General features: G+C 63.2%; 22 protein-coding genes. 14 read left to right on the top strand and 8 right to left on the bottom strand.

What is annotated here, in order from left to right; all coding sequences use genetic code 11:
• Window positions 1-194: 194 nt before the first annotated feature.
• From NKJ35_RS25765 to NKJ35_RS25740, 6 genes are all read left to right on the top strand, one after another.
• Window positions 195-836: a methyltransferase family protein gene (locus NKJ35_RS25765; RefSeq protein WP_254815960.1), complete on the top strand. Its 642-nt coding sequence runs from the start codon at window positions 195-197 to the stop codon at window positions 834-836.
• A gap of 191 nt (window positions 837-1,027) precedes the next feature.
• The gene (gene rpmI / locus NKJ35_RS25760) at window positions 1,028-1,231 is read left to right on the top strand and encodes a 50S ribosomal protein L35 (RefSeq protein ID WP_006201248.1); all 204 of its coding nucleotides are present in this window, start codon (window positions 1,028-1,030) and stop codon (window positions 1,229-1,231) included.
• Window positions 1,232-1,268: 37 nt separating this feature from the next.
• On the top strand, window positions 1,269-1,670 hold the full coding sequence (gene rplT, locus NKJ35_RS25755) for a 50S ribosomal protein L20 (RefSeq protein ID WP_006201247.1): 402 nt from the start codon (window positions 1,269-1,271) through the stop codon (window positions 1,668-1,670).
• A gap of 96 nt (window positions 1,671-1,766) precedes the next feature.
• Window positions 1,767-2,852 (top strand): phenylalanine--tRNA ligase subunit alpha, encoded by a 1,086-nt coding sequence (gene pheS, locus NKJ35_RS25750; RefSeq protein WP_352650176.1) that lies wholly within the window; start codon window positions 1,767-1,769, stop codon window positions 2,850-2,852.
• Between the two features lie 142 nt (window positions 2,853-2,994).
• Window positions 2,995-5,403: a phenylalanine--tRNA ligase subunit beta gene (gene pheT, locus NKJ35_RS25745; RefSeq protein ID WP_352650174.1), complete on the top strand. Its 2,409-nt coding sequence runs from the start codon at window positions 2,995-2,997 to the stop codon at window positions 5,401-5,403.
• Window positions 5,404-5,442: 39 nt separating this feature from the next.
• A complete protein-coding gene (locus tag NKJ35_RS25740) occupies window positions 5,443-6,045 on the top strand; it encodes a nucleotidyltransferase family protein (protein WP_352650173.1) in 603 nt (200 codons plus the stop codon).
• A gap of 257 nt (window positions 6,046-6,302) precedes the next feature.
• Here the strand turns inward: NKJ35_RS25740 and NKJ35_RS25735 are convergent, their stop codons facing one another.
• On the bottom strand, window positions 6,303-7,298 hold the full coding sequence (locus tag NKJ35_RS25735; RefSeq protein WP_352650172.1) for an aldo/keto reductase: 996 nt from the start codon (window positions 7,296-7,298) through the stop codon (window positions 6,303-6,305).
• A 105-nt stretch (window positions 7,299-7,403) separates the two neighbouring features.
• On the opposite strand from NKJ35_RS25735, the gene NKJ35_RS25730 reads away from it, so the two are divergent.
• From NKJ35_RS25730 to NKJ35_RS25710, 5 genes are all read left to right on the top strand, one after another.
• On the top strand, window positions 7,404-8,294 hold the full coding sequence (locus tag NKJ35_RS25730) for a LysR family transcriptional regulator (protein ID WP_352650171.1): 891 nt from the start codon (window positions 7,404-7,406) through the stop codon (window positions 8,292-8,294).
• A gap of 148 nt (window positions 8,295-8,442) precedes the next feature.
• Window positions 8,443-9,021 carry a cytochrome b gene (locus NKJ35_RS25725; RefSeq protein WP_352650169.1) on the top strand — a complete coding sequence of 193 codons (579 nt, stop codon included), beginning with the start codon at window positions 8,443-8,445 and terminating at the stop codon, window positions 9,019-9,021.
• 68 nt (window positions 9,022-9,089) lie between these two features.
• Window positions 9,090-9,665: a YceI family protein gene (locus NKJ35_RS25720; RefSeq protein ID WP_352650168.1), complete on the top strand. Its 576-nt coding sequence runs from the start codon at window positions 9,090-9,092 to the stop codon at window positions 9,663-9,665.
• 142 nt (window positions 9,666-9,807) lie between these two features.
• Entirely contained in the window at window positions 9,808-10,794 is a 987-nt protein-coding gene (locus tag NKJ35_RS25715; protein WP_352490432.1) for a Gfo/Idh/MocA family protein, read from the top strand.
• A 54-nt stretch (window positions 10,795-10,848) separates the two neighbouring features.
• Window positions 10,849-11,139 carry an FAD-dependent oxidoreductase gene (locus NKJ35_RS25710; RefSeq protein ID WP_352650167.1) on the top strand — a complete coding sequence of 97 codons (291 nt, stop codon included), beginning with the start codon at window positions 10,849-10,851 and terminating at the stop codon, window positions 11,137-11,139.
• A 29-nt stretch (window positions 11,140-11,168) separates the two neighbouring features.
• Here NKJ35_RS25710 and NKJ35_RS25705 read toward each other — a convergent pair whose 3' ends face one another.
• Window positions 11,169-11,915 carry a GntR family transcriptional regulator gene (locus tag NKJ35_RS25705; protein ID WP_352650165.1) on the bottom strand — a complete coding sequence of 249 codons (747 nt, stop codon included), beginning with the start codon at window positions 11,913-11,915 and terminating at the stop codon, window positions 11,169-11,171.
• A 99-nt stretch (window positions 11,916-12,014) separates the two neighbouring features.
• Here NKJ35_RS25705 and NKJ35_RS25700 point away from each other — a divergent pair, with 99 nt between their 5' ends.
• From NKJ35_RS25700 to NKJ35_RS25690, 3 genes are all read left to right on the top strand, one after another.
• Window positions 12,015-12,563, top strand: a complete 549-nt coding sequence (locus NKJ35_RS25700; protein ID WP_254815970.1) for an autotransporter — start codon at window positions 12,015-12,017, stop codon at window positions 12,561-12,563.
• 175 nt (window positions 12,564-12,738) lie between these two features.
• Complete coding sequence (locus NKJ35_RS25695) at window positions 12,739-13,524, top strand: DUF899 domain-containing protein (RefSeq protein ID WP_352480219.1); 786 nt, start codon at window positions 12,739-12,741, stop codon at window positions 13,522-13,524.
• An 89-nt stretch (window positions 13,525-13,613) separates the two neighbouring features.
• Window positions 13,614-13,886: a hypothetical protein gene (locus tag NKJ35_RS25690; RefSeq protein WP_502904673.1), complete on the top strand. Its 273-nt coding sequence runs from the start codon at window positions 13,614-13,616 to the stop codon at window positions 13,884-13,886.
• Window positions 13,887-13,932: 46 nt separating this feature from the next.
• On the opposite strand, the gene NKJ35_RS25685 is transcribed toward NKJ35_RS25690, so the two are convergent.
• The 6 genes from NKJ35_RS25685 to NKJ35_RS25660 all read right to left on the bottom strand — a co-directional run bounded on the left by NKJ35_RS25685 (window position 13,933) and on the right by NKJ35_RS25660 (window position 20,744).
• Complete coding sequence (locus NKJ35_RS25685) at window positions 13,933-14,874, bottom strand: alpha/beta hydrolase (RefSeq protein WP_352480221.1); 942 nt, start codon at window positions 14,872-14,874, stop codon at window positions 13,933-13,935.
• A gap of 85 nt (window positions 14,875-14,959) precedes the next feature.
• Complete coding sequence (locus NKJ35_RS25680; protein ID WP_352650162.1) at window positions 14,960-15,742, bottom strand: carnitinyl-CoA dehydratase; 783 nt, start codon at window positions 15,740-15,742, stop codon at window positions 14,960-14,962.
• A complete protein-coding gene (locus tag NKJ35_RS25675) occupies window positions 15,735-17,813 on the bottom strand; it encodes an acetate--CoA ligase family protein (protein WP_352650161.1) in 2,079 nt (692 codons plus the stop codon). The genes NKJ35_RS25680 and NKJ35_RS25675 overlap by 8 nt, the downstream gene beginning before the upstream one ends.
• A gap of 63 nt (window positions 17,814-17,876) precedes the next feature.
• Window positions 17,877-19,040, bottom strand: a complete 1,164-nt coding sequence (locus NKJ35_RS25670) for an acyl-CoA dehydrogenase family protein (protein WP_352650159.1) — start codon at window positions 19,038-19,040, stop codon at window positions 17,877-17,879.
• A 4-nt stretch (window positions 19,041-19,044) separates the two neighbouring features.
• Entirely contained in the window at window positions 19,045-20,118 is a 1,074-nt protein-coding gene (locus tag NKJ35_RS25665; protein ID WP_352650157.1) for a 3-hydroxyacyl-CoA dehydrogenase NAD-binding domain-containing protein, read from the bottom strand.
• Entirely contained in the window at window positions 20,115-20,744 is a 630-nt protein-coding gene (locus NKJ35_RS25660; protein WP_352650155.1) for an HD domain-containing protein, read from the bottom strand. The genes NKJ35_RS25665 and NKJ35_RS25660 overlap by 4 nt, the downstream gene beginning before the upstream one ends.
• Between the last annotated feature and the right edge of the window lie 18 nt (window positions 20,745-20,762).

The following is a 20,762-nucleotide window of genomic DNA, read 5'->3' as shown; positions in this document are numbered from 1 at the left end:
GCGCTTTAGTTCTGTTTTGTGCATGTCGTTGTCGCAAAACCGCTGCGCACTTTTGGGCGACGTGCATAAAATCCGCCTGAATCATGTTGCAAGGCGTCCCGGCGATCGGCGGGGCGCCTGTTTTCTTAGCCAGACGCTGCGATCGCCGGCGAGAGCAAAGACGCTCTGGTTCCCTCGACGATCGGATTCCCGACATGGTCAATGACGTCAAGCATTCGGAAGCCAAATATGGGCTGGGCAGCTACCAGCACACGCGCAGGATGGTGCTTGCCGTCGTCGTCGTCGTCCTGTTCGCGATGCTTTTGTTCGGGCAGTCGGTTTTTCCGCCCGATACGCCCGTGCATGAAACGATCGAAATGGTTGGCGTCGTGCTGATCTTTCTCGGCATCGTCGGGCGCTTGTGGTCGACGCTCTATATCGGCGGTCGCAAATCCTCCGAAGTGGTGACCGGCGGCCCCTATTCGATCACCCGCAACCCGCTCTATGTCTTCTCTACGTTAGCTGCCGCCGGTGTCGGCGCACAGATCGGCTCGATCACCGCCACGATCGGCTTTGCAGCGCTCTGCGCGGGTGCCTTTTACATCGTTATCCTGCGCGAGGAGAAATTCCTCAAGGAGGTTCTCGGCGCGCCATACCAGGCCTACCTGGCGAAAGTGCCGCGCTTTTTTCCGAAGCTGTCGCTGTACCAGGAAGGCGACACCGGCGGCTTCAAGCCGCGCCTGCTGCGAACCACGCTGCTGGACGGTCTGGTCTTCCTGGTTGCCTTGCCGGCTTTCGAACTGATCGACGGCGCCCAGCAGTCCGGCATATTGCCGGTGCTGTTCCGTCTCCCCTGAGTGCAGTGTTGCTGAGTACAGTGTTGCTCGGTACGGGGTGTTGCGCGCCAGCCCGCTTTGACGTATAGGAGCGCCGTTCCCAAAAAACCGCCCGGCAGGGCATGCCGTGGCGGTTTCATTTGCTTTTCGGGCTTTGGTCGGCCTGAAGCGAACAAAAAGCGCATTGGTGCGCATATAAACGGAGTAGCAAAATGCCCAAGATGAAGACCAAGTCGGCCGCTAAGAAGCGGTTCAAGATCACAGGTACGGGTAAAGTTCTGTCGGCTGCGGCCGGCAAACGTCACGGCATGATCAAGCGTTCCAACAAGTTCATTCGAAATGCCCGCGGCACGATGGTTCTGGCTGAACCGGACGGCAAGAAGGTCATCAAGAATTTTCTGCCGAACGGCCTTTAGAGCATTCGGCCTGGACAACGTTTAAGGAGATCATGACATGGCACGCGTAAAGAGAGGCGTCACCTCGCACGCCAAGCACAAGAAGGTCCTGAAAGCCGCCAAGGGTTTTTACGGCCGTCGCAAGAACACCATCCGGATCGCCAAGCAGGCGGTGGAAAAGTCGCTGCAGTACGCCTATCGCGACCGCAAGAATCGCAAGCGTTCGTTCCGCGCGCTGTGGATCCAGCGCATCAATGCGGCGACGCATGAGCATGGCCTGACCTACGGCCGCTTCATCGACGGTCTCAACAAGGCTGGCATCGAGATCGACCGCAAGATCCTGTCGGACATGGCCATCCACGAGCCGCAGGCCTTCGCCGCACTCGTGGCCAAGGCCAAGGTCGCGCTCGAATATCTCAAGAACACCACGCCGAATGCTTTTGAAAGCGCTGTCGCTTAAGACCAGCGCTTCCCAAGCTATTCGACACTTGATTTGGGAAACCCGCGCTGGCAGGGCTGGCGCGGGTTTTTCTTTGCTTCCAATCGGATCTGGAACATGAGTGACATGGAAACTCTCGAACATTCCCTGATGGCCGAGATTGCCTCGGCCGCCGACGAGCAGGCGATCGAGGCGGTGCGTGTCGCGGCCCTCGGCAAGAAGGGCTCGGTTTCCGAGATGCTGAAGACGCTTGGCTCGATGAGCGCCGAGGAGCGCCAGGTCAAGGGCCCCGCGATCAACGGCCTCAAGAACCGCGTCACCGAGGCGCTTTCTGCTCGCCGCGCCGAGCTGAAGGACGCGGCGATTATGGCGCGTCTCGCCGCCGAGAAGGTTGACGTGACGCTGCCGGTCAGACAATCGCCGGCCGAGCGCGGCCGCATCCATCCTATCAGCCAGGTCATCGACGAGATCGCGGCGATCTTCGGCGATCTCGGCTTTGCCATCGCCGAAGGCCCCGACATCGAGACCGACTATTACAATTTCACCTCGCTGAACTTCCCGGAAGGCCACCCGGCGCGCGAGATGCACGACACCTTCTTTTTCCAGCCGGACGAGAAGGGCGAACGCAAGCTTTTGCGCACCCACACCTCGCCGGTGCAGATCCGCACCATGGAGATGCAGAAGCCGCCGATCCGCATCGTCATCCCCGGCAAGACCTACCGGCAGGATTCCGATGCCACCCACTCGCCGATGTTCCATCAGGTCGAGGGGCTGGTGATCGACAAGTCGGCCAACGTCGCCAACATGAAATGGGTGCTGGAGGAGTTCTGCAAGGCCTTCTTCGAGGTGCCGAGCGTGAAGATGCGCTTCCGGCCGTCCTTCTTCCCGTTCACCGAGCCCAGCCTCGAGGTCGATATCCAGTGCGACCGTTCGCGGCCGGGCGAGGTGCGCTTCGGCGAAGGCTCCGACTGGATGGAGATCCTCGGCTGCGGCATGGTGCACCCCAATGTGCTCCGTTACGGTGGCCTCGATCCTGACGAATATCAGGGCTTCGCCTGGGGCATGGGCATCGACCGCATCGCCATGCTGAAATACGGCATGCCGGATCTGCGCGCCTTCTTCGACGCCGATGTCCGCTGGCTTTCGCATTACGGTTTTAGGCCGCTCGACATGCCAACGCTGTTCGGGGGCTTGAGCGCGTGATGAGCGGGCTGCAGCAAATCCGCGGACAGCTCGCCTTCCTGCACATGTCGGACGCGCGGCCGCATAGCTTCAAGTGCGATGTGCCCAGACCAGTCAGCCTGGAAAGACCAGTCAGCCGGCAAAGACCAGACGGAACACAGTCATGAAACTCACCCTCTCCTGGCTCAAAGACCACCTCGAGACCGATGCCTCGCTGGCGGAAATCGTCGAGCGTCTCACCTCGATCGGCCTCGAGGTCGAGCATGTCGACGACCGGGCGAGCCTGGCCCCCTTCGTCATCGCCAAGGTGGTGACGGCGGTGCAGCATCCCGACGCCGACCGGCTTCGCGTGCTGACCGTCGACACAGGCGACGGCAAGCCGCCGGTGCAGGTCGTGTGTGGAGCGCCGAACGCTCGCGCCGGGCTGATCGGCGCCTTTGCAGCACCGGGCACCTATATCCCCGGCATCGACGTGACGCTGACCGTCGGCAAGATCCGCGGCGTTGAAAGCCACGGCATGATGTGCTCCGAACGTGAGCTCGAATTATCCGAAGAGCATGACGGCATCATCGACCTGCCGGCCGATGCGCCGGTCGGCACCAGTTTCGCCGCCTATGCCCATCTCGACGACCCGCTGATCGAGATCAATCTGACGCCGAACCGGCCGGATGCCGCCAGTGTCCATGGTATCGCCCGCGATCTGGCGGCGAGCGGGCTCGGTACGCTGAAGAGCGCGCCGATAGAGCCGATCCCAGGCAGGGGCGCGACGCCGGTCAAGGTGACGATCGAAGCGCCGGAGCTCTGCCCCGGCTTTGCGCTGCGCCTGGTGCGCGGCGTCAAGAACGGACCGTCGCCGAAATGGCTGCAGCAAAGGCTTCTCGCCATCGGCTTGAGGCCGATCAGCGCGCTCGTCGATATCACCAATTACGTCACCTTCGACCGCGGTCGGCCGCTGCATGTTTTTGACGCTGGGAAGGTCACCGGCAATCTCACCGTGCGCCGGGCGCGTGACGGCGAAAAGGTGCTGGCGCTCGACGGCCGCGAATACACGCTGACGCCTGAGATGTGCGTGATCGCAGACCAGGACGGCATCGAATCGATCGCCGGCATCATGGGCGGCGAGCATTCCGGGTGTGACGAGAACACCACCGATGTGCTGATCGAGTCGGCGCTTTGGGACCCGATCGCCACCGCCCGCACCGGCCGCACGCTCGGCATCATCAGCGATGCACGCTACCGCTTCGAGCGTGGCGTCGACCCGGAAATGATGGTTCCCGGCGTGGAGCTGGCAACGAAGCTGGTGCTCGATTTCTGCGGCGGCACGCCGGCGCAAACCGAGGTCGTCGGCTATGCCGGCCATCGGCCGAAGATCGTCTCGTTCCCTTTGTCGGAAGTGAAGCGGCTGACCGGCATCGAAGTGCCGCGCTCGACGAGCCTCGACATTCTTGCCCGCCTCGGCTTCAGGTCGGAGGGCACGGGCGATGTCGTCAATGTAGCGGTCCCGTCCTGGCGGCCGGATGTCGACGGCAAGGCCGACCTGGTCGAGGAGGTCATGCGCATCCACGGCGTCGACAATATCGCGCCGCAGCCGCTTGGTTCGCACGATGCGGTCAACAGCAAAATCCTGACTGTGCTGCAGATACGCACCCGCGGCGCCAAGCGGGCGCTTGCCGTGCGCGGCATGATGGAGGCCGTCACCTGGTCGTTCATTCCGGCAAAACACGCCGAATTGTTCGGCGGCGGCCAGCAGGCGCTAAAGCTCGCCAACCCGATCGCCGCCGATATGTCGGATATGCGGCCGTCGCTGCTCCCGGGGCTGATCGCGGCAGCGCAACGCAATGCCGACAAGGGCATCGGCGATGTCGCGCTGTTCGAAGTGTCGGGCACTTACGAGGGCGACGGCGCCGACCAGCAGCGGCGGGTTGCCGCCGGCGTGCGGCGCGGCACCGCCAAGCTCGAGGGCTCCGGCCGCCATTGGGCCGGCAACGCCGGCGCCGTCGGCGTCTTCGATGCCAAGGCCGATGCGATCGCAGCACTCGAAGCCTGCGGCGCGCCGGTCGAGCGGCTGCAGATCGAGGCCGGCGGCCCGGCCTGGTATCATCCCGGCCGCTCCGGCACGATCAAGCTCGGGCCGAAGGTCGTGCTCGGCACATTCGGCGAATTCCACCCGAAGACGCTGGAAGGGCTTGACGTCTCCGGCCCGCTCTGCGGCTTCGAAGTATTCATTGATGCGGTGCCCGAGCCGAAGGCCAAGCCGACGCGGACAAAGCCAAGGCTCGATCTGTCCGCCTTCCAGGCGGTCAAGCGCGACTTCGCCTTCGTCGTCGACAAGGCGGTCGAAGCCGGCACACTCGTTCGCGCCGCCCTAGCCGCCGACAGGAAGCTGATTTCCGGCGTCTCGGTGTTCGATGTTTTCGAGGGTGCCGCCCTCGGCGCGGCGAAGAAATCGATCGCCATCGAGGTGTCGATCCAGCCGGTCGAAAAGACGCTGACCGATGAGGATTTCGAGGCGCTGGCCAAGCGCATCGTCGAGAATGTGCACAAGCAGATCGGCGGTGTGCTGCGCGGCTGAGGGGTTGCGAGCGCCTGGCGAATCGCCGTCCAAAGGGCGATGGACCATTTGCGCTATTCAGGGCTGCCCTTCGAGGAACAGCGTGCAGTCTTTCTCGATATCGTCTCAGCCGATCCGCTGGTCAGTGAGACGCTGTCGCGGGTACGGGTGCTAGGCCTGCCGGACTGGCTGGTCGTCTCCGGCGCGCTTTACAACAGCGTCTGGAATCATCTGACCGGAAAGCCCTCGGGGTACGGCATCAAAGATGTCGACCTGTTCTATTTCGATGAGAGCGATCTGTCCTACGAGGCCGAGGATTTGGTCATTCGTTGTGCAGCGGAGCATTTCGAAGGGCTGAAGCTGCCGGTCGAGGTGCGCAATCAGGCACGGGTGCATCTGTGGTATCCGAGCAGGTTCGGGCAGGAATGCCCGCGTTATATGAGCGCTAGCGAATCGGTCAGCTATTTTGCGTCGAAGACGCATGCCGTCGGCGTCCGCTTCGATGCCGAGGGGCGCCTCGATCTGGTGGCACCGTTCGGGCTCGACGACATCTTTTCGTTCCGCATCACGCCTAACAGGGTGCTGGATAATCAGCGGACCCATGAGATGAAGGGCAGGCGGGCACAGGAGTGCTGGCCGGAGATTACTGTCGTGCCTTGGTAGAATGTCGGCGCGAGGCACCTGCCCTGCCGGGCATCTCCCGCAAGAAGGGAGATTGGCAGTTCCATCGCCCTGCCCGCCCTTCCGGCGCCGGTGATTGGCCAAGCCGAGGTGACGTCCAACTTCCCTCCTTGAGGGGGAGATGTCCGGCAGGACAGAGGGGAGTGTTTCGCGCCAATTTCTCGCAATTATTTGCACCGCTGCGGCACTCGAAACGGGGTGCCGAAACGCCCCGTTTCGATTGCACTGTCGATTGCCGTTCACCCGTCGACCAGGGCCAGCAGCTCCTCGGTATAGCGCTTGCCCATCACCTTTTCCGGCGACAGGGCGTCGCCAATAGATGCCACTTCGGCCGGGGTCAGCACGATATCGGCTGCCGCCGTATTCTGTTCGAGATGTCGGATCTTGCGAGCACCGGGGATCGGCACGATGAAGTCGCCCTGATGCAGCACCCAGGCGAGCGCCAGCTGCGCCGGCGCCACGTCCTTCTCGGCGGCCATCTTTTCCAGCACGGCGACAACCGCCGCATTGGCCGCCATGGCGTCGGCCTGGAAGCGCGGCAACCCGCGGCGCCAGTCGTCGGCGCCGAGAACATCGGGCTTGGTGATCGTGGCGGTAAGCAGGCCGCGGCCGAGCGGGCTATAGGGGACAAAGCCGATGCCGAGCTCGCGGCAGACGGCAAACACCTCCTCCTCCGGATCGCGGCTCCACAACGAATATTCGCTCTGCACCGCGGCGATCGGATGCACGGCATGCGCCCGGCGGATGGTCGCCGCACTCGCCTCCGACAGGCCGAGCGCCCGCACCTTGCCCTCGCGTACAAGCTCGGCCATGGCGCCGACCGTATCCTCGATCGGCACGCTGGGGTCGACGCGGTGCTGGTAGTAGAGATCGATGATCTCGGTATCCAGCCGCTTCAACGACGCTTCGGCCACCGCCTTGACATGCTCCGGGCGGCTGTCGACGCCGGCCATGCGCTCGGTGCCGCTGCCTTCTTCGAGGATCTTGAAACCAAATTTGGTCGCGATCGTCACATGATCACGCACCGGCTTCAGCGCCTTGCCGACCAGGATCTCGTTCTCGTAGGGGCCATAGACCTCGGCGGTGTCGAAGAAATTGACCCCGATCTCGACGGCGTGGCGCAGCGTGGCAATCGCCTCCGCCTCCGGCTGGCCACCATAAGCAAAGCTCATCCCCATGCAGCCGAGGCCGACTGGGTAGACGTCGAGTTCATTGCCGAGCTTGCGGGTTTGCATCACGTGTCTCCTTGTTGTGATGGTTGTGATGCCACAGAGATACCGTCTTGCGCAGTGTTCGATAATCGCCTCTTATTTGCACGGGCTGTTCCCAAAAATAGATCAATGAAGCGAACACATCTTTCACAGCTTGCCGTGCTGGCAACGGTCGCCCAATGCGGCAGTTTTCGCGGCGCCGCCAAGGAGCTGGCAATCGCGCCGTCGGCGGTCAGCCACGCGGTGTCCAGCCTGGAAGCGCGCCTCGGCGTGCGCCTTCTGGCGCGCAGCACGCGCAGCGTCGCTCCGACCGAGGAGGGCGCGCAACTGCTCGAGCGCCTCAGGCCGGCGCTGTCGGAAATCGACCTGGCGCTGGAATCGGCGATCGAGGCGCGCGACCGGCCGGCGGGCAATCTCAGGCTGACCGTGCCGCGCACCGCCGCCCACCTGGCGCTGACGCCAAGGCTCGGCGCCTTTGCCGCTGCCTATCCCGACATCGTGCTGGAGATCGTCATCGATGACCGCTTCACCGATGTGGTCGAGGGCGGCTTCGATGCCGGTGTGCGGCTGGGCGAGAGCCTGCAGCGCGACATGATCGCAGTGCGCATCGGGCCGAACCTTCGCGGCGCGGTGGTCGGCACGCCATCCTACTTCGAGACCAGGCCCAAGCCGCAGCATCCGCGCGATCTCGCCGCTCACCGCTGCATCCGCTTCCGCTTCTCCAGCGGCATCATCTATCGCTGGGAATTCGAGAAAAACGGCGAGGAGATCGAAATCCCGGTGCAAGGGCCATTGATCCTCGACGAGGACCATCTGATTGCCAATGCTGCGGTTGATGGCGCCGGGCTCGCCTTCGTGTTCGAGGACTATGTCCGCGACCCGCTCGCCGCCGGCAAGCTTGTTCGCGTGCTGGAGGACTGGTGCCCGCCCTTCGATGGTTTCTTCGTCTATTATCCGAGCCGACGCCAGATGCGGCCGGCGCTCAGGGCCTTTGTCGATTTCTTCAAAGTGAGTACATAGGGCACCGTCGGAACAGCGGAGGGCAATCTATTTCGGCGTGAATGCTCGTCTTACGGCCGTTGGCATCGGCAATTAGTCGTCTTCAAACATAAGTGGAAACCGCCTTTCCGGGGTGGAAGAAAGCCGACCTGGCATTCGTTCACAGACCATGTCAGCACTGCCCAAACACCAGCCGACCGGCTACGGCTGGACAGCGATCATCCTTCACTGGCTGATCGCGGCGCTCTTTATCGGCCAGTTCGTGCTCGGCTTCGTCATGGTGCGGCTGTCCAGCCAGCGCACCGCCTTCGAGCTGATTCAGCTGCATAAATCCTTCGGTTTCCTGCTGCTTGGGCTGGTCATCCTGCGCATCGCCTGGCGCCTTGGCAGACCGGCCCCGCCGCTGCCGCGCTCAGTCGGCTCTTTCGAGCGCCGCATGGCGCCGCTTGTCCATCTTGCGCTTTATGCTTTTCAGCTCGCTCTGCCGCTGTCCGGCTGGGCACTGGTCTCGGTCTCGGTGCTGGAGATCCCGAGCGTGCCGTTCAATCTGTTCGTAATGCCCAATCTGCCGCTTGGTGAATCGGACATGGCGGAAAGCTTCTGGGCAGCGACGCACTGGTATCTCGCTTATGCCGGCATCGGACTTGTCGCTTTGCATCTCGCCGCTGCGCTGCGTCATCATTTCTGGCTGAGGGATACCGTGCTGACGCGCATGATCACGGCTTCGTCACATCGCGAGACGGAATAGAGCGGGCGGCTCATTCGTTCATGGGGCGAGGACGCAAGAAAGCGTTGCCTGCCAAGAGGACCATTTCCATGTACGCGCGCATCTTCGGATTTGCGGCAGCCGCCGCTTGTTTTGCCATGCCTGTTTTCGCCGCCGTTGCCCTTGGCGAGGCGGCCGGCAGCTACACGATCAGCCCAGGGAGTTCCAGCATCCACTTCTCCATCGCCAAGCTCGGCGGCGGCGGGCTCGACGGTGCCTTCTCCCGCTTCAAGGGCAATATCCTTATCGACAACAGCGATGTCGGCCGGTCCCAGGTCAATTTCACCATCTTCCCCGAAAGCGTCGGTACCGGCCAAAGCCGCATCGATGCCTTTCTCCGCTCGGACGCGGTTTTCGACGCGACCAACAATCCGGAGATCCAGTTCCGTTCGACCAGCGTCAAACGCACCGGCGACACGTCGGCCCTTGTCACCGGCCGGCTGACGGCGCGCGGCAAGACCTTTCAGGAAAAGTTCACGGCCGAGCTCGGCGGCCTCAAGGCGGGCACGATAAAGTTCCACGTCACAGGCAAGGTGTTGCGGTCGCGCTATGGCATGGATGTCGGCACGCCGATTTATTCCAACGTCGTCGAATTCGACATGACGCTGACGGGTAGAAGGGGTTGAGCGGTTCTTCCTGCGATTTCACCGTCGCTGCAGGACCTGGGTTCCTCTCCCCACTTCGTGGGGCGAGGAACCATGCTCCCGCATTGGCTTTTCCGCCGATTTCAGGCAAACCTCCAGGCCTGCAATCGAGAGGAGAAATCTGATGTTCCGATGGGGTGTTTTGTCGACGGCCAAAATCGGCCGCGAGCAGCTTTTGCCGGCAATCGTCGAGGCGGAGAACGGCGTGCTGTCGGCGATCGCCAGCCGCGATCTGTCGAAAGCTCGGGCGCTGGGCGAACGCTTCGGGGCGCGCCATGCTTTCGGCTCCTATGAGGAGTTGCTCGCCTCCAGCGACATCGACGGCGTCTACATTCCGCTGCCGACCTCGCAGCATGTCGAATGGACAGCCAAGGCGATCGAGGCCGGCAAGCATGTTCTGGTCGAAAAGCCACTGGCTCTCGACGCCAAGGACATTCCGCCACTGATCAAGCTGCGCGATGCCAGGAAGGTGCTGGTCTGCGAAGCCTTCATGGTCGTCTACCACCCGCAATGGATCAAGGTGCGCGAGCTGATCGCCAACGGCGCCATCGGCCGGCTGCGCCATGTCCAGGGCGCGTTCTCCTACTACAATGTCGACCCCAACAACATGCGCAACAAGCTCGATCTCGGCGGCGGCGCGCTGCCCGACATCGGCGTCTATCCGACGGTATCGACGCGCTTTTCGACCGGCAAGGAGCCGCTGCGCGTCCAGGCGACGATCGAGCGCGACAAGACATTCGGCACCGACATCTATTCCTCGATCCGCGCCGATTTCGGCGACTTCGAGCTGTCGTTTTACCTTTCGACGCAGATGGCGGCACGCCAGGTGATGGTCTTCCACGGCGAGAAGGGCTTCATCGAGGTGTTCTCACCGTTTAACGCCGGACTCTACGACCATCACCGCGTCGAACTGCACAACCAGAACCACAGCGAGGCGCAGGTCTTCCGCTTTCCCGGCACGCAACAGTACCGGCTGGAAGTCGAGGCCTTCGCGCGGGCGGCACAGGGTGGCAAGGATCGTGTCTTCACCCTGGAAGAATCGGTGCTCAACCAGAAGGTCATCGATGCCATCTTCCGCGCCGGCGAGAAGGAAGGCTGGGAGGCAGTCTAGGCCGGCCGTGATCCTACAACTGGCCGGTTTTTGGACGAGATCATGGCCAAATAGATGTCCGACGATGCGGATGTGATCATCGTCGGCGCCGGCCTTGCCGGCCTTGTCGCGGCGGCCGAACTGACTGCGGCCGGCAAGAAGGCCATCATTGTCGAGCAGGGAGCCGGAGCAGTCGCTTGGCGACCAGGCATCGGCGGCCTCTTCCTCGGTGGGATGAAACAAGCCCCGCCGGCGGCCGTTGCGACAAGATGGCGGTCGCACCGAATGGCCAACTTCCCTTGGAGCATTTTGCAGCCAAATGGAATCATTCGGCGTCCGCATAAATGTGGCAAAACAGCTAGTTAGAGCGGGTTACCGGTTCCAGGAGAACCGCTCTAGGCGAAGGGCTGCAAATTGACGTCCTGAAGCTTGGAACCGGCAAGCAAAGCCTCGAGCACCTGCTTCTTGAGAAACAGGCACTGCGAACGGGCAAGTTTGACGATGCCGGAAACGTCGCCTGCCTCGCAGGCAAGAACCAGTTCTTTTTGCTGGGCGATGATCAACTGGGTGAAGTCGCGGGACTTGAACCCAAGGTGGAGAACCCGCGCCGACTGGTCGAGTATCTGGTCCAGTAGATGCGCCAGTCGTAAATTTCCCGAGAGCTCCGCAAGGACCAGACGAAACGCACGATCAGCCGCCAGGAATGCAACGTGACTACGCAACGTCTCCGGCTTCAGCACTTTTTTCGCTGCCAGCCCGATGTCCTCCAGCCCGCGCTCGGTAATGTTCGATGCCGCCACCCTGAACACTTCCGGTTCGATCAAGCTGCGGACATCGAAAATCTCGTTGACGTCCCGCAGGCTGAGCGTTGCAACGACGTAGCCGCGGCGCGGCTCGCTCCTGACCAGACCTTCCTGCATCAGACGGGCCAACGCCGCGCGGATGGTCGCCTTTTTGATCTGGTATCGATCGCCGATCTGTTTCTCGGTCAGCGCTTCGCCGGGGCGCAGCACGCAGGCAATGATGTCGTTCCTCAGCTGCTCATATGCCTGTTCCCTGCGAAGGACGTCGGCGGCTGACAGTGCTGTCGCCTCGACCGTGGCCGGCCTTGCCGGTTCGGCGGTCAACTTCGTCGTTTTCATATTTTGTCCGTTTGGCTGTCCGGTTGACGCTGGCATTGGCATTCGCTAGCGTGAGCACCTCAGGTTGGAAATCTGAGCATCTCAGGGAGGATGACTGATATGCCTTTACCCGCCAACTCGCCTCTCTACGCTGTTGCCGATGATATCGTCAATGCCGCGAAGGGACCAGATCCCCTCGAAGCGGTAAGGACGGTCCTGGGCGACTACACCAACCGTTTTCACGCATCGGGAACACTCGCCCACGAAGAAGACGACGACGAGGTTCTTTTGCATGCGAGCCCGAACCTGACGATCTATCACATCACGCTGTCGCCCGGCCTGCAGTACCCGCCCCACAACCACCTGATGGATGCCTTGATCGGCATCTACAAGGGCAGCGAGACGAACTTCATCTATCCCGTTGCCGGCAGCGAACTCGATGTTCCCGAAAGGCAGGACATCGCAGCGCCTGCCGTCGTGCACATGGCGTCAAATACCGTGCATGCGGTTGCGAATACGGGCAGCGCGCGATCCGGTGCGCTGCATGTCTATCTCGGCGATCTCACACGAACCCACCGGCAGCTGTGGAGCCCGGAAAGCAACCAGGCCGAACCGTTTGACAATGATCGCTACCTGGCCGGCGCACGGCCCATCCAGCAGTCCGGGTAGGAATGAGCAGAGGCGTCGCGGGCGGCGAATTTGGCCGGGATCAGCGGACCCGTCGGAATCGCGTCACACTTGTCACTCTCGCCAATCCGCTATCGCCCCTATCCTGGCTCACGACCAATCAGCAACACGTCGCGCCGGGAATGGTGCGACAACAGACCAGCAAGGGAGATGCACAATGACGGCACATCAGAATGGCACAGGCGAGCAGACGACGCGGCTCGCGATGAAGACACCACCGGTCGTTTCGCCTGATGCGTGGGAGGCCGCGCGCCAGCAGTTGCTCGTGAAGGAGAAAACCGTGACCCGGGCTCGCGACGCCTTGGCCGCCGAGCGTCGGCGGATGCCGTGGATGGCGGTGGAGAAGGCCTATACGTTCGAGGGCCCCAACGGAAAGGTGAGCCTGCTCGACCTGTTCGAGGGCCGCCGTCAGCTGATCGTCTACCGCGCTTTCTTCGAGCCCGGCGTATTCGGCTGGCCCGATCACGCTTGCCGCGGCTGCTCGCTGGGGGCAGACCAGGTCGGCAATCTTGCCCATCTGAACGCCCGCGACACCACGCTTGCCTACGCCTCGCGCGCACCGCAGGCCGACATTGCACGGCTGAAGGCGCGGATGGACTGGAAGATGCCCTGGTACACCATCACCGACAGCTTCGATGCCGATTTCGGCGTTGACGAATGGCACGGCCATAACGTGTTCATCCGCGATGGCGATCGCGTGTTCCGTACCTACTTCATCAACAACCGCGGCGACGAGGCGATGGGGACCGTATGGAGCTATCTCGACCTGTCGCCGCTCGGCCGCCAGGAGGTTTGGGAGGATTCGCCCGAAGGCTATCCGCAGACGCCGACGTACAAGTGGTGGAACTGGCACGACAATTACGGCGCCGAAACCGTTCCCGACAAAAAGTGGGTCGAGGTGTCGGACGCCGGAGAGGCCGCGTTCCGGAACCGCACCGAATAGAACGTTTGGCGTCGCGGAAATGCGGCTAGGACAATTGGAGGAGCGGGATGCACGTTCATTCGACCGCATCCCGCTCGCTATGCAGGACTATGGCCATGAGCGAGATTCATGCAGGCGGATCCACCGGCGATGCGAGCCCGGCCGGCGTTGGCGCAGCCGATTGGCTGTCCTTTGCGGCCGCGCCGACCTTCGCAACCATGGCGCTGCTGACGTTTCTCGGCGGAGCGCCGGATATGATGTGCTCGACCGGGCAAGATGCGTCGCCGCTGGGCGGCATGGTCCCGATGTACTTGCTGATGAGCGCCTTTCATTTGGGACCTTGGTTGAGGCGGGTCTCCGGCCGCCGACGCCGCCGCAAGTAGAGCTATAGCGGCCGATAAAGGCCCTTCGCGGCGAGGAGGGCAGCCCTCACCAGATCCATTCACCCTTCCCAAGTACCGTCACGGCATCGACAATCCGGGTAAAGCTCGAGCGGGCGCGGCCGGCCGTGTGCCTGGCTCTGAGATAGCCGTGCACCAGCCCCGGCTCCTCGAACCACCAGGCGCGTCCGTCTGCGGCAACGATGCGGTCGCGATAGGCTTCACCGTCTGACGACAGCGGGTCGCATTCGGCGGTGATCACGACGGTAGGCGGCAGATAGGCGAAATCGGCGTCCGCAAGCGGAGACAAAGTGATGTCGCCTGTGGCGTCCACTCCGCCCGTCCGGATGTTTTTATAGAACTCCAGATCGCGCATCGTCAGCATCGGCGCTTCGGCATGCGTGACATAGGAACCGCTTGAACGGTCGCCGCCAAGGCCAGGATAGATCAGCACCTGGCCGACCGGCTTTGTCACGTGGCCACGCGTCGCATGACTGACGGCACAGGCGAGATTGCCGCCGGCGCTGTCGCCGCAGAGCAGGACGGGGCATTCGTAAGTGGCGGTGGCCCATTCGAAGGCGCCAATCGCATCGTCGAAGGCGGCCGGGTGCAGATGTTCCGGCGCCAGCCGGTAGTCGACCGAGACCACCTCATAGCCGGTGCGGGCGCAAAGCTCGGCGCAGACATCATCATGGCTGTCGAGTCCGCCGAGGATGTAGCCGCCGCCATGGACATAGAGCACCATCGCAGAGGCGTTCGGCGCCGCGCTGCGATAAATGCGGATCGGGACGTCGTGCGCTGGCGCGGCAATGACGGTGGTTTCAGCCGTCACGCCATCCGGATAGCCGGCAGAGAATTCGCGGCACATCCGGTCGTAGATCGCGCGCTGCTCGGCGATCGTGTAGTCGATCGTATCCGGCGGATAATACGAATTGGTCCGTTCGATGAAGGCCCAGGTCTCGGCGTCGATGAGTTTCTTGTAGTTGGTCATGGAAACGGAACGGATCGTAACGAATCCGCCTGGCCGGCAGGCCGGAGGGGGGTGGGACGGAACGCCGTCGTTCCAGAGACACTCACTATCTGCCCTTCCACACCGGATCGCGCTTTTCGGCAAAGGCGCGAAAGCCCTCGAGATTGTCCTCCGAGCCGTAGAGCGCGTCAACCGTCGGCAGTTGCCGGCGCGTCACCCGGTTCATGGCGTCCTGGAAGGTCAGCGATTCTGCGACCCGGGCCGTTTCCTTGATCGCGGCGAAGACCAGCGGCGGGCCGCTGGCGAGCAGCCGGGCGATCTCCCAGACGCGGTCCTCCAGTCTTTCCTTGGGCAGCACCTCGTTGACCAGGCCCCAGCGATGCGCCTCGGCGACATCCATCCAGCGGCCGGTGAACAAAAGGTCCATGGCGACGTGATAAGGGATGCGCTTCGGCAGCTTGATCGTTGCCGCATCGGCCAGCGTACCGGCGCGGATTTCGGGCAGCGCGAAGGAGGAGTGGTCCGACGCATAGATGAGGTCGCAGGACAGCGCCAGCTCGAAGCCGCCGCCGACCGCCATGCCGTTGACGCAGGCGATCACCGGCTTGTTGAGATCGCGCAATTCCTGCAGCCCGCCGAAGCCACCGACGCCATAGTCGCCGTCGACGGCATCGCCGCCAGCCGCTGCCTTCAGGTCCCAGCCGGCGCTGAAAAACTTGTCGCCGGCGGTCTTGACGATGGCGACGCGCAGGTCGGGGTCGTCGCGAAACCCCTTGAACGTCTCGCCCATCAGCCGCGATGTCTTCAGGTCGATGGCATTGGCCTTGGGCCGGTCGAGCATGACTTCGAGGATCGTGCCCTTGCGGCGGGTGGTGATGACGTCAGACATTTTTGTTCTCTCCCAGCACCAGCAGCGCGTCGGCGATCCAGGCGCCCTTGCCCTCGGTGCAGACGATCAGAGGATTGATGTCGAGCTCCTCGATCTCGCCGGCATTTTGCTGCACGAAAGCGGCAATGCCCGATATCGCATCGATTGCAGCTGCGACATCGGCCTTGGGCCGACCGCGATAACCGTCGAGCAGCGGGAACAGCTTCAACCCGCGCAAAGCGGCCTCGATGTCGTCACGGGTCGCCGGCAGCATCAGTGTGACGCTGTCGCGCAACAGCTCGACCAGCACGCCGCCGGTGCCTAGCGTCATTACCGCGCCAAACATCGGGTCGCGGGTGAAGCCGACCAGCAGCTCGGCGACGCCGTCGCGCACCATGCGCTCGACATAAAGGCCGGTGCCGAGGGGGCCGAGATCATGGGCGGCGGTGCTGACCGATTCGGCATCCCTGAGGTTGAGCCGGACCGCGTCGAGCTCGGACTTGTGGATGACGCCAAGAGCCTTCAGCGCCACCGGGAAGCCGAGCGCCATCGAGGAGATCACAGCTTCGACCGCGTTGCCGGCGCGCTCGCCCTTCGGCACGGGGAGCCCGGCCTCGATGAGCCGCGCCTTCGCCTCGGCCTCGTCCGGCGTGACATGGTCGCCGGCCGGCGCGCCGGACGCCGAAGTGTCGATCGGCTGCGCCTGCGGCTCGCGCCACGCCCAGCCGATGAAGGCTGCCGCCTGGGCGGCGTCCATGGCCTCGGAAATGCCGAACAGCGGCACCATGCCCCGCGCCATCAGGCCGGCAGTGTATTCCTCGGGGAGGTTTTCCGGCAGCGAGGAGACGATCGCGCCCTGCGCGCTGTTGGTCTTCAGCGCCGATTCGAAGGCGCGCAGCGTCGCCCACCAGTCCGTGTCCGAGCAGCGGTCGGGACGCGGAAAGTCGAGCACCAGCATATTGAGGTCGAAGCCGCCAGACACCATGGCGGTGAAGGTGGCGGTCATCGCCGGCTCGTTGTTCCAGATGAAGGTGTGGTAGTCGAGCGGATTGGCCACCGCGACCAGCGGCCCGAGCGTCGATTTGACCCGCGCGCGGTGCTCGGGGGTGAGTGGCGGAAACGTCACCCAGCGGCCTTCGGCGCTGTCGGCCATGACCGACGCCTCGCCGCCCGAGCAGCTCATCGAGGACAGCCGATAGCCGGGCAGGGGGCCGGTGACGTGCAATAGCTTGAGCGCCTCGACGAAGGCGGGAATTGAATCGATCCGGGCGATGCCGAGCCGCCTCAGGAAGGCGCCGGACGCCGCGTCCGAGCCGGCCAGCGACGCGGTATGCGAGACGGTCGCCTGCCGTGCCTGCTCGGAGCGGCCGACCTTCATGGCGATAACAGGCTTCTTCAACTCGCGTGCCCGTGCCGCCAGCCTTTCGAAGCCGGCTACCGAATCGAAGGCCTCGATATGCAGGCCGAGCGCGGTGACGCGGTCGTCCTCGATCAGGCCGAGCGCCATTTCGGAAAGCCCGGTCTGTGCCTGGTTGCCGGCGGTCATCAGGAAGGCGATCGGCAGGCCGCGTTTCTGCATCGTCATGTTGATGGCGATGTTCGACGACTGGGTGATGATGGCAACGCCGCGACCGCCTTCCGGCAGCCTGATGCCGCCATGCTGGTCGGGCCACAAAAGCGCGCCGTCGGCGTAATTGATCAGCCCATAGCAGTTCGGCCCGATGATCGGCATTTGGCCGGCCGCCTCGACCAGTTCGGCCTGCAGCCGCTCGCCGTCTTCGTCATAGGCCTCGGTTTCGAGAAAGCCGGCGGCGAAGCAGACCGCACCGCCGGCGCCGCGCTCCGCCAGCCCCTTGACCACTTCGATGGTCAAGTGCCGGTTGACGCCGACGAAAGCGGCATCCGGCGCACTGGGCAATTCGGCCACCGAGCGATAGGCCTTGCGGCCGGCGACCTCGTCCTTGCTCGGATGCACCGGCCAGATCTCGCCGGCAAAGCCCATTTTGATCGATTGCGCGACGACGGCCGCCGCCTGCGCACCACCGAAGACGGCGATCGATTTCGGCCGTAAAAGACGTTCAAGCCTGTGCATTGTCATCTTTTCGTCTGAGCATGATCTTTTCCAAAGACCGGATTCCACTTTTTGGGGTCATGCTTAGGCCTCGAACGGGCGCAGCAGCGCGCGCGAGATGATGTGGCGCTGGATTTCCGAAGTGCCTTCCCAGATGCGCTCGACGCGGGCGTCGCGCCAGATGCGCTCCAGCGGCAAATCGTCCATCAGCCCCATGCCGCCATGGATCTGGATCGCCTCGTCGGCGACGAAGCCAAGCATTTCGGTGGCCTTCAGTTTGGCCATGGCCATGTCCTGGTCGGTGACGGTGCCCTGATCGTACTTCCAGCCGGCTTCGAACACCATCAGGTCGGCGGCTTTCAACTCGGTCGCCATGTCAGCGAGCTTGAACGACACGCCCTGGAATTTGCCGATCGGCTGGCCGAATTGCTGGCGCTGCGCGGCGTATTCGATGGCATGGCCAAGCGCCCGCTCGGCACGGCCAAGGCAGGTGGCGCCGACTTGCAGGCGCGTTGCGCCGAGCCAGGAATTGGCGACCTCGAAGCCCTTCTGGACCTCGCCGAGTACCTGGCTCGCCGGCAGCCGGCAATCGTCGAATTCGAGAATGGCATTGGTGTAGCCGCGATGCGAGACATTGCGGTAGCCGTCGCGCACGGTAAAGCCCTTGGTGCCCTTGTCGACGAAAAAGGCGGTGATCTTCTTGCGTTTTCCACGCGAAGACTCTTCCTCCCCTGAGGCCATGAAGACGATGGCGAAATCGGCGAGGTCGGCGTGGCTGATGAAATGCTTGGTGCCGTTCAGCACCCAGTCGTCGCCGTCTTGCACGGCGGTTGCCTTCATGCCGCGCAAATCGGAGCCGGCGCCCGGCTCGGTCATTGCCAGGCAATCCCATTTCTCGCCGCGAATGCACGGGAACAGATACTTCTCGCGCTGCTCCGGCGTGCCGGCAAGGAGGATGTTGGAAGGTCGCGCCACGCAGGTCCAGTGCAGCGCGTAATTGGCGCGGCCGAGCTCCTTTTCATAGAGTAGCCAGGTCACCGTATCGAGCCCGGCGCCGCCGACTTCCGTTGGCATGTTGGCGGCATAGAGGCCGGCTTCGATCGCCTTGGCCTTGATCTCCTCGATCAGCTCGCGACGCAGCACACCGGTGCGTTCAACCTCGCGCTCATGCGGGTAAAGTTCGTTCTCGACGAAGGCCCGCGTCGTCTCGACGATGAGCTTCTGCTCCTCCGAAAGACCAAAATCCATGGTCTCAGCCTTTCTTCTTTTTCTTCGGCTTTTCAGCCTTGGCCTTTTCGGCCGCCCTGGAGGCGCTGGGCTTCTTCGTCGCAAGCTTGGCCAACTGCCTGGTGTAGTCCCTATGCAAGGCGCCGGCACCCCAGCCTTTGCCTTTGTTCTGCTTCGACAGTGCCTCCATGATGGCGACCAGATTGTCGTCGCGGATCTTTTCGAGATCGCGGATCGACAGACCGTGCGCCTGGTCGTCCGACTGGGTCGCGATCAGCTCGACCAGCTCGTCGTTGAACTCCGGCACGTCCATCAGCTTGGTCCAGGGCCATTTCAGGCACGGGCCGAACTGCGCCATGAAGTGGCGCATGCCGGCCTCGCCGCCGGCGACGCGATAGACCTGGAACATGCCCATCTGCGCCCAGCGCAGGCCGAAGCCATAGCGCATGATGTCGTCGAGCTCCTCGACCGTGCAGATGCCGTCCTTGACCAGCCACAGCGCCTCGCGCCAGGCGGCTTCGAGCAGGCGGTCGCCGACGAATGCCTCGATCTCCTTGCGGATCACCACCGGCTTCATGCCGATCGAGGCATACATCTCCTTGGCGACCTCGATCGCCTCGGGAAAGGTCTGTTCGCCGCCGACGATCTCGACCAGCGGCAGCAGATAGACGGGGTTGAACGGATGGCCGACGACCAGCCGCTCCGGATGCTTCTTCATCGCCACCTGCATGTCGGTCGGCTTGATGCCGGAAGTGGAGGAGCCGACAATTGCGTTGGCCGGCGCATAAAGGTCGATTTCGGCCAGCACGCGGTGCTTCAGGTCGAGCCGCTCCGGCACGCTTTCCTGGATTAAATCGGCATCGGCCACCGCCTCGGCGAGCGTCTTGGCGAAGGTGAGCTTGCCCTCTTTCGGCAAGCCGCCGGGCAGCATCTGCTTGTAGGCGCGTCGCGCTCCCTTCATCACCTCGCCGACCTTGCGTGATGCCTCGGGGTCGGGATCGAAGATCGATACGTCGATGCCGTTGAGCAGCAGCCGCGCGACCCAGCCGGCGCCGATCACGCCACCACCGATGGCGGCCGCCTTGTTGATGATGCTCATGCGGAAGCTCCGGTTCTTGTGCTGGCTGTTGCGGGGTCCGTGAGGGCAACGCGTTCGCCGGCACGGATCACGGACGCGTCATAGGCCTTGCGCGCGAACACTTCGAGCACGAAGGGCCGGAAGAAATCGATCGGCAATGTCTCGTAGTCGGGATCGAAGCTCGACTGATCCCAGCGTTCGCAAAACTCATCGCAATCGTCGAAGTAGATGTGCCCGGCGAAACGGTCGCGGGCGTGCCGATTGCCGCCGAGGTGATGGGCGTAATAGAGGCGCTGGAAATCGCCGTGCTTTTCCACCACCCAGGTGCATTGCTCGCGAACGAAGGGTTTCAGGATCGACGCCGCATACTCGTCGTGATTATAGGGCGCGTAGATGTCGCCGATGTCGTGCAGCAAGGCGCAGGCAATCCAGTCGGTGTCGGCGCCGTCGCGCCAGGCCCGCGTTGCCGCTTGCAGCGAATGACCGAGCCGGGTGATCTTGTAGCCCGAGAGACCCGCATCAAGCTGGACGAGCGCGTCGAGCAGCCGTTCGCCGGTCTTTGCCGCGTAGTCGATCTCGTGCTCGGTGAGGAAGGCGTAATCCTCGCGGTCGCCGTCCTTCATGGCGGTGAATTTCACGGTCTTCATCGGCGGCTCCTCCCAACC

Source organism: Mesorhizobium sp. M0136, from assembly GCF_040322515.1.
Lineage (GTDB): Bacteria > Pseudomonadota > Alphaproteobacteria > Rhizobiales > Rhizobiaceae > Mesorhizobium.
Note: the sequence above shows the minus strand (reverse complement) of the source record. Positions and strands in the feature narration are given on the sequence as shown.

Bases quoted from the DNA above. Each gene is read 5' to 3' on its own strand.
- NKJ35_RS25765 (WP_254815960.1), top strand. From the start codon at position 195: ATGGTCAATGACGTCAAGCATTCGGAAGCCAAATATGGGCTGGGCAGC.
- rpmI (WP_006201248.1), top strand. From the start codon at position 1,028: ATGCCCAAGATGAAGACCAAGTCGGCCGCTAAGAAGCGGTTCAAGATC.
- rplT (WP_006201247.1), top strand. From the start codon at position 1,269: ATGGCACGCGTAAAGAGAGGCGTCACCTCGCACGCCAAGCACAAGAAG.
- pheS (WP_352650176.1), top strand. From the start codon at position 1,767: ATGAGTGACATGGAAACTCTCGAACATTCCCTGATGGCCGAGATTGCC.
- pheT (WP_352650174.1), top strand. From the start codon at position 2,995: ATGAAACTCACCCTCTCCTGGCTCAAAGACCACCTCGAGACCGATGCC.
- NKJ35_RS25740 (WP_352650173.1), top strand. From the start codon at position 5,443: ATGGACCATTTGCGCTATTCAGGGCTGCCCTTCGAGGAACAGCGTGCA.
- NKJ35_RS25735 (WP_352650172.1), bottom strand. From the start codon at position 7,298: ATGCAAACCCGCAAGCTCGGCAATGAACTCGACGTCTACCCAGTCGGC.
- NKJ35_RS25730 (WP_352650171.1), top strand. From the start codon at position 7,404: ATGAAGCGAACACATCTTTCACAGCTTGCCGTGCTGGCAACGGTCGCC.
- NKJ35_RS25725 (WP_352650169.1), top strand. From the start codon at position 8,443: ATGTCAGCACTGCCCAAACACCAGCCGACCGGCTACGGCTGGACAGCG.
- NKJ35_RS25720 (WP_352650168.1), top strand. From the start codon at position 9,090: ATGTACGCGCGCATCTTCGGATTTGCGGCAGCCGCCGCTTGTTTTGCC.
- NKJ35_RS25715 (WP_352490432.1), top strand. From the start codon at position 9,808: ATGTTCCGATGGGGTGTTTTGTCGACGGCCAAAATCGGCCGCGAGCAG.
- NKJ35_RS25710 (WP_352650167.1), top strand. From the start codon at position 10,849: ATGTCCGACGATGCGGATGTGATCATCGTCGGCGCCGGCCTTGCCGGC.
- NKJ35_RS25705 (WP_352650165.1), bottom strand. From the start codon at position 11,915: ATGAAAACGACGAAGTTGACCGCCGAACCGGCAAGGCCGGCCACGGTC.
- NKJ35_RS25700 (WP_254815970.1), top strand. From the start codon at position 12,015: ATGCCTTTACCCGCCAACTCGCCTCTCTACGCTGTTGCCGATGATATC.
- NKJ35_RS25695 (WP_352480219.1), top strand. From the start codon at position 12,739: ATGACGGCACATCAGAATGGCACAGGCGAGCAGACGACGCGGCTCGCG.
- NKJ35_RS25690 (WP_502904673.1), top strand. From the start codon at position 13,614: ATGGCCATGAGCGAGATTCATGCAGGCGGATCCACCGGCGATGCGAGC.
- NKJ35_RS25685 (WP_352480221.1), bottom strand. From the start codon at position 14,874: ATGACCAACTACAAGAAACTCATCGACGCCGAGACCTGGGCCTTCATC.
- NKJ35_RS25680 (WP_352650162.1), bottom strand. From the start codon at position 15,742: ATGTCTGACGTCATCACCACCCGCCGCAAGGGCACGATCCTCGAAGTC.
- NKJ35_RS25675 (WP_352650161.1), bottom strand. From the start codon at position 17,813: ATGCACAGGCTTGAACGTCTTTTACGGCCGAAATCGATCGCCGTCTTC.
- NKJ35_RS25670 (WP_352650159.1), bottom strand. From the start codon at position 19,040: ATGGATTTTGGTCTTTCGGAGGAGCAGAAGCTCATCGTCGAGACGACG.
- NKJ35_RS25665 (WP_352650157.1), bottom strand. From the start codon at position 20,118: ATGAGCATCATCAACAAGGCGGCCGCCATCGGTGGTGGCGTGATCGGC.
- NKJ35_RS25660 (WP_352650155.1), bottom strand. From the start codon at position 20,744: ATGAAGACCGTGAAATTCACCGCCATGAAGGACGGCGACCGCGAGGAT.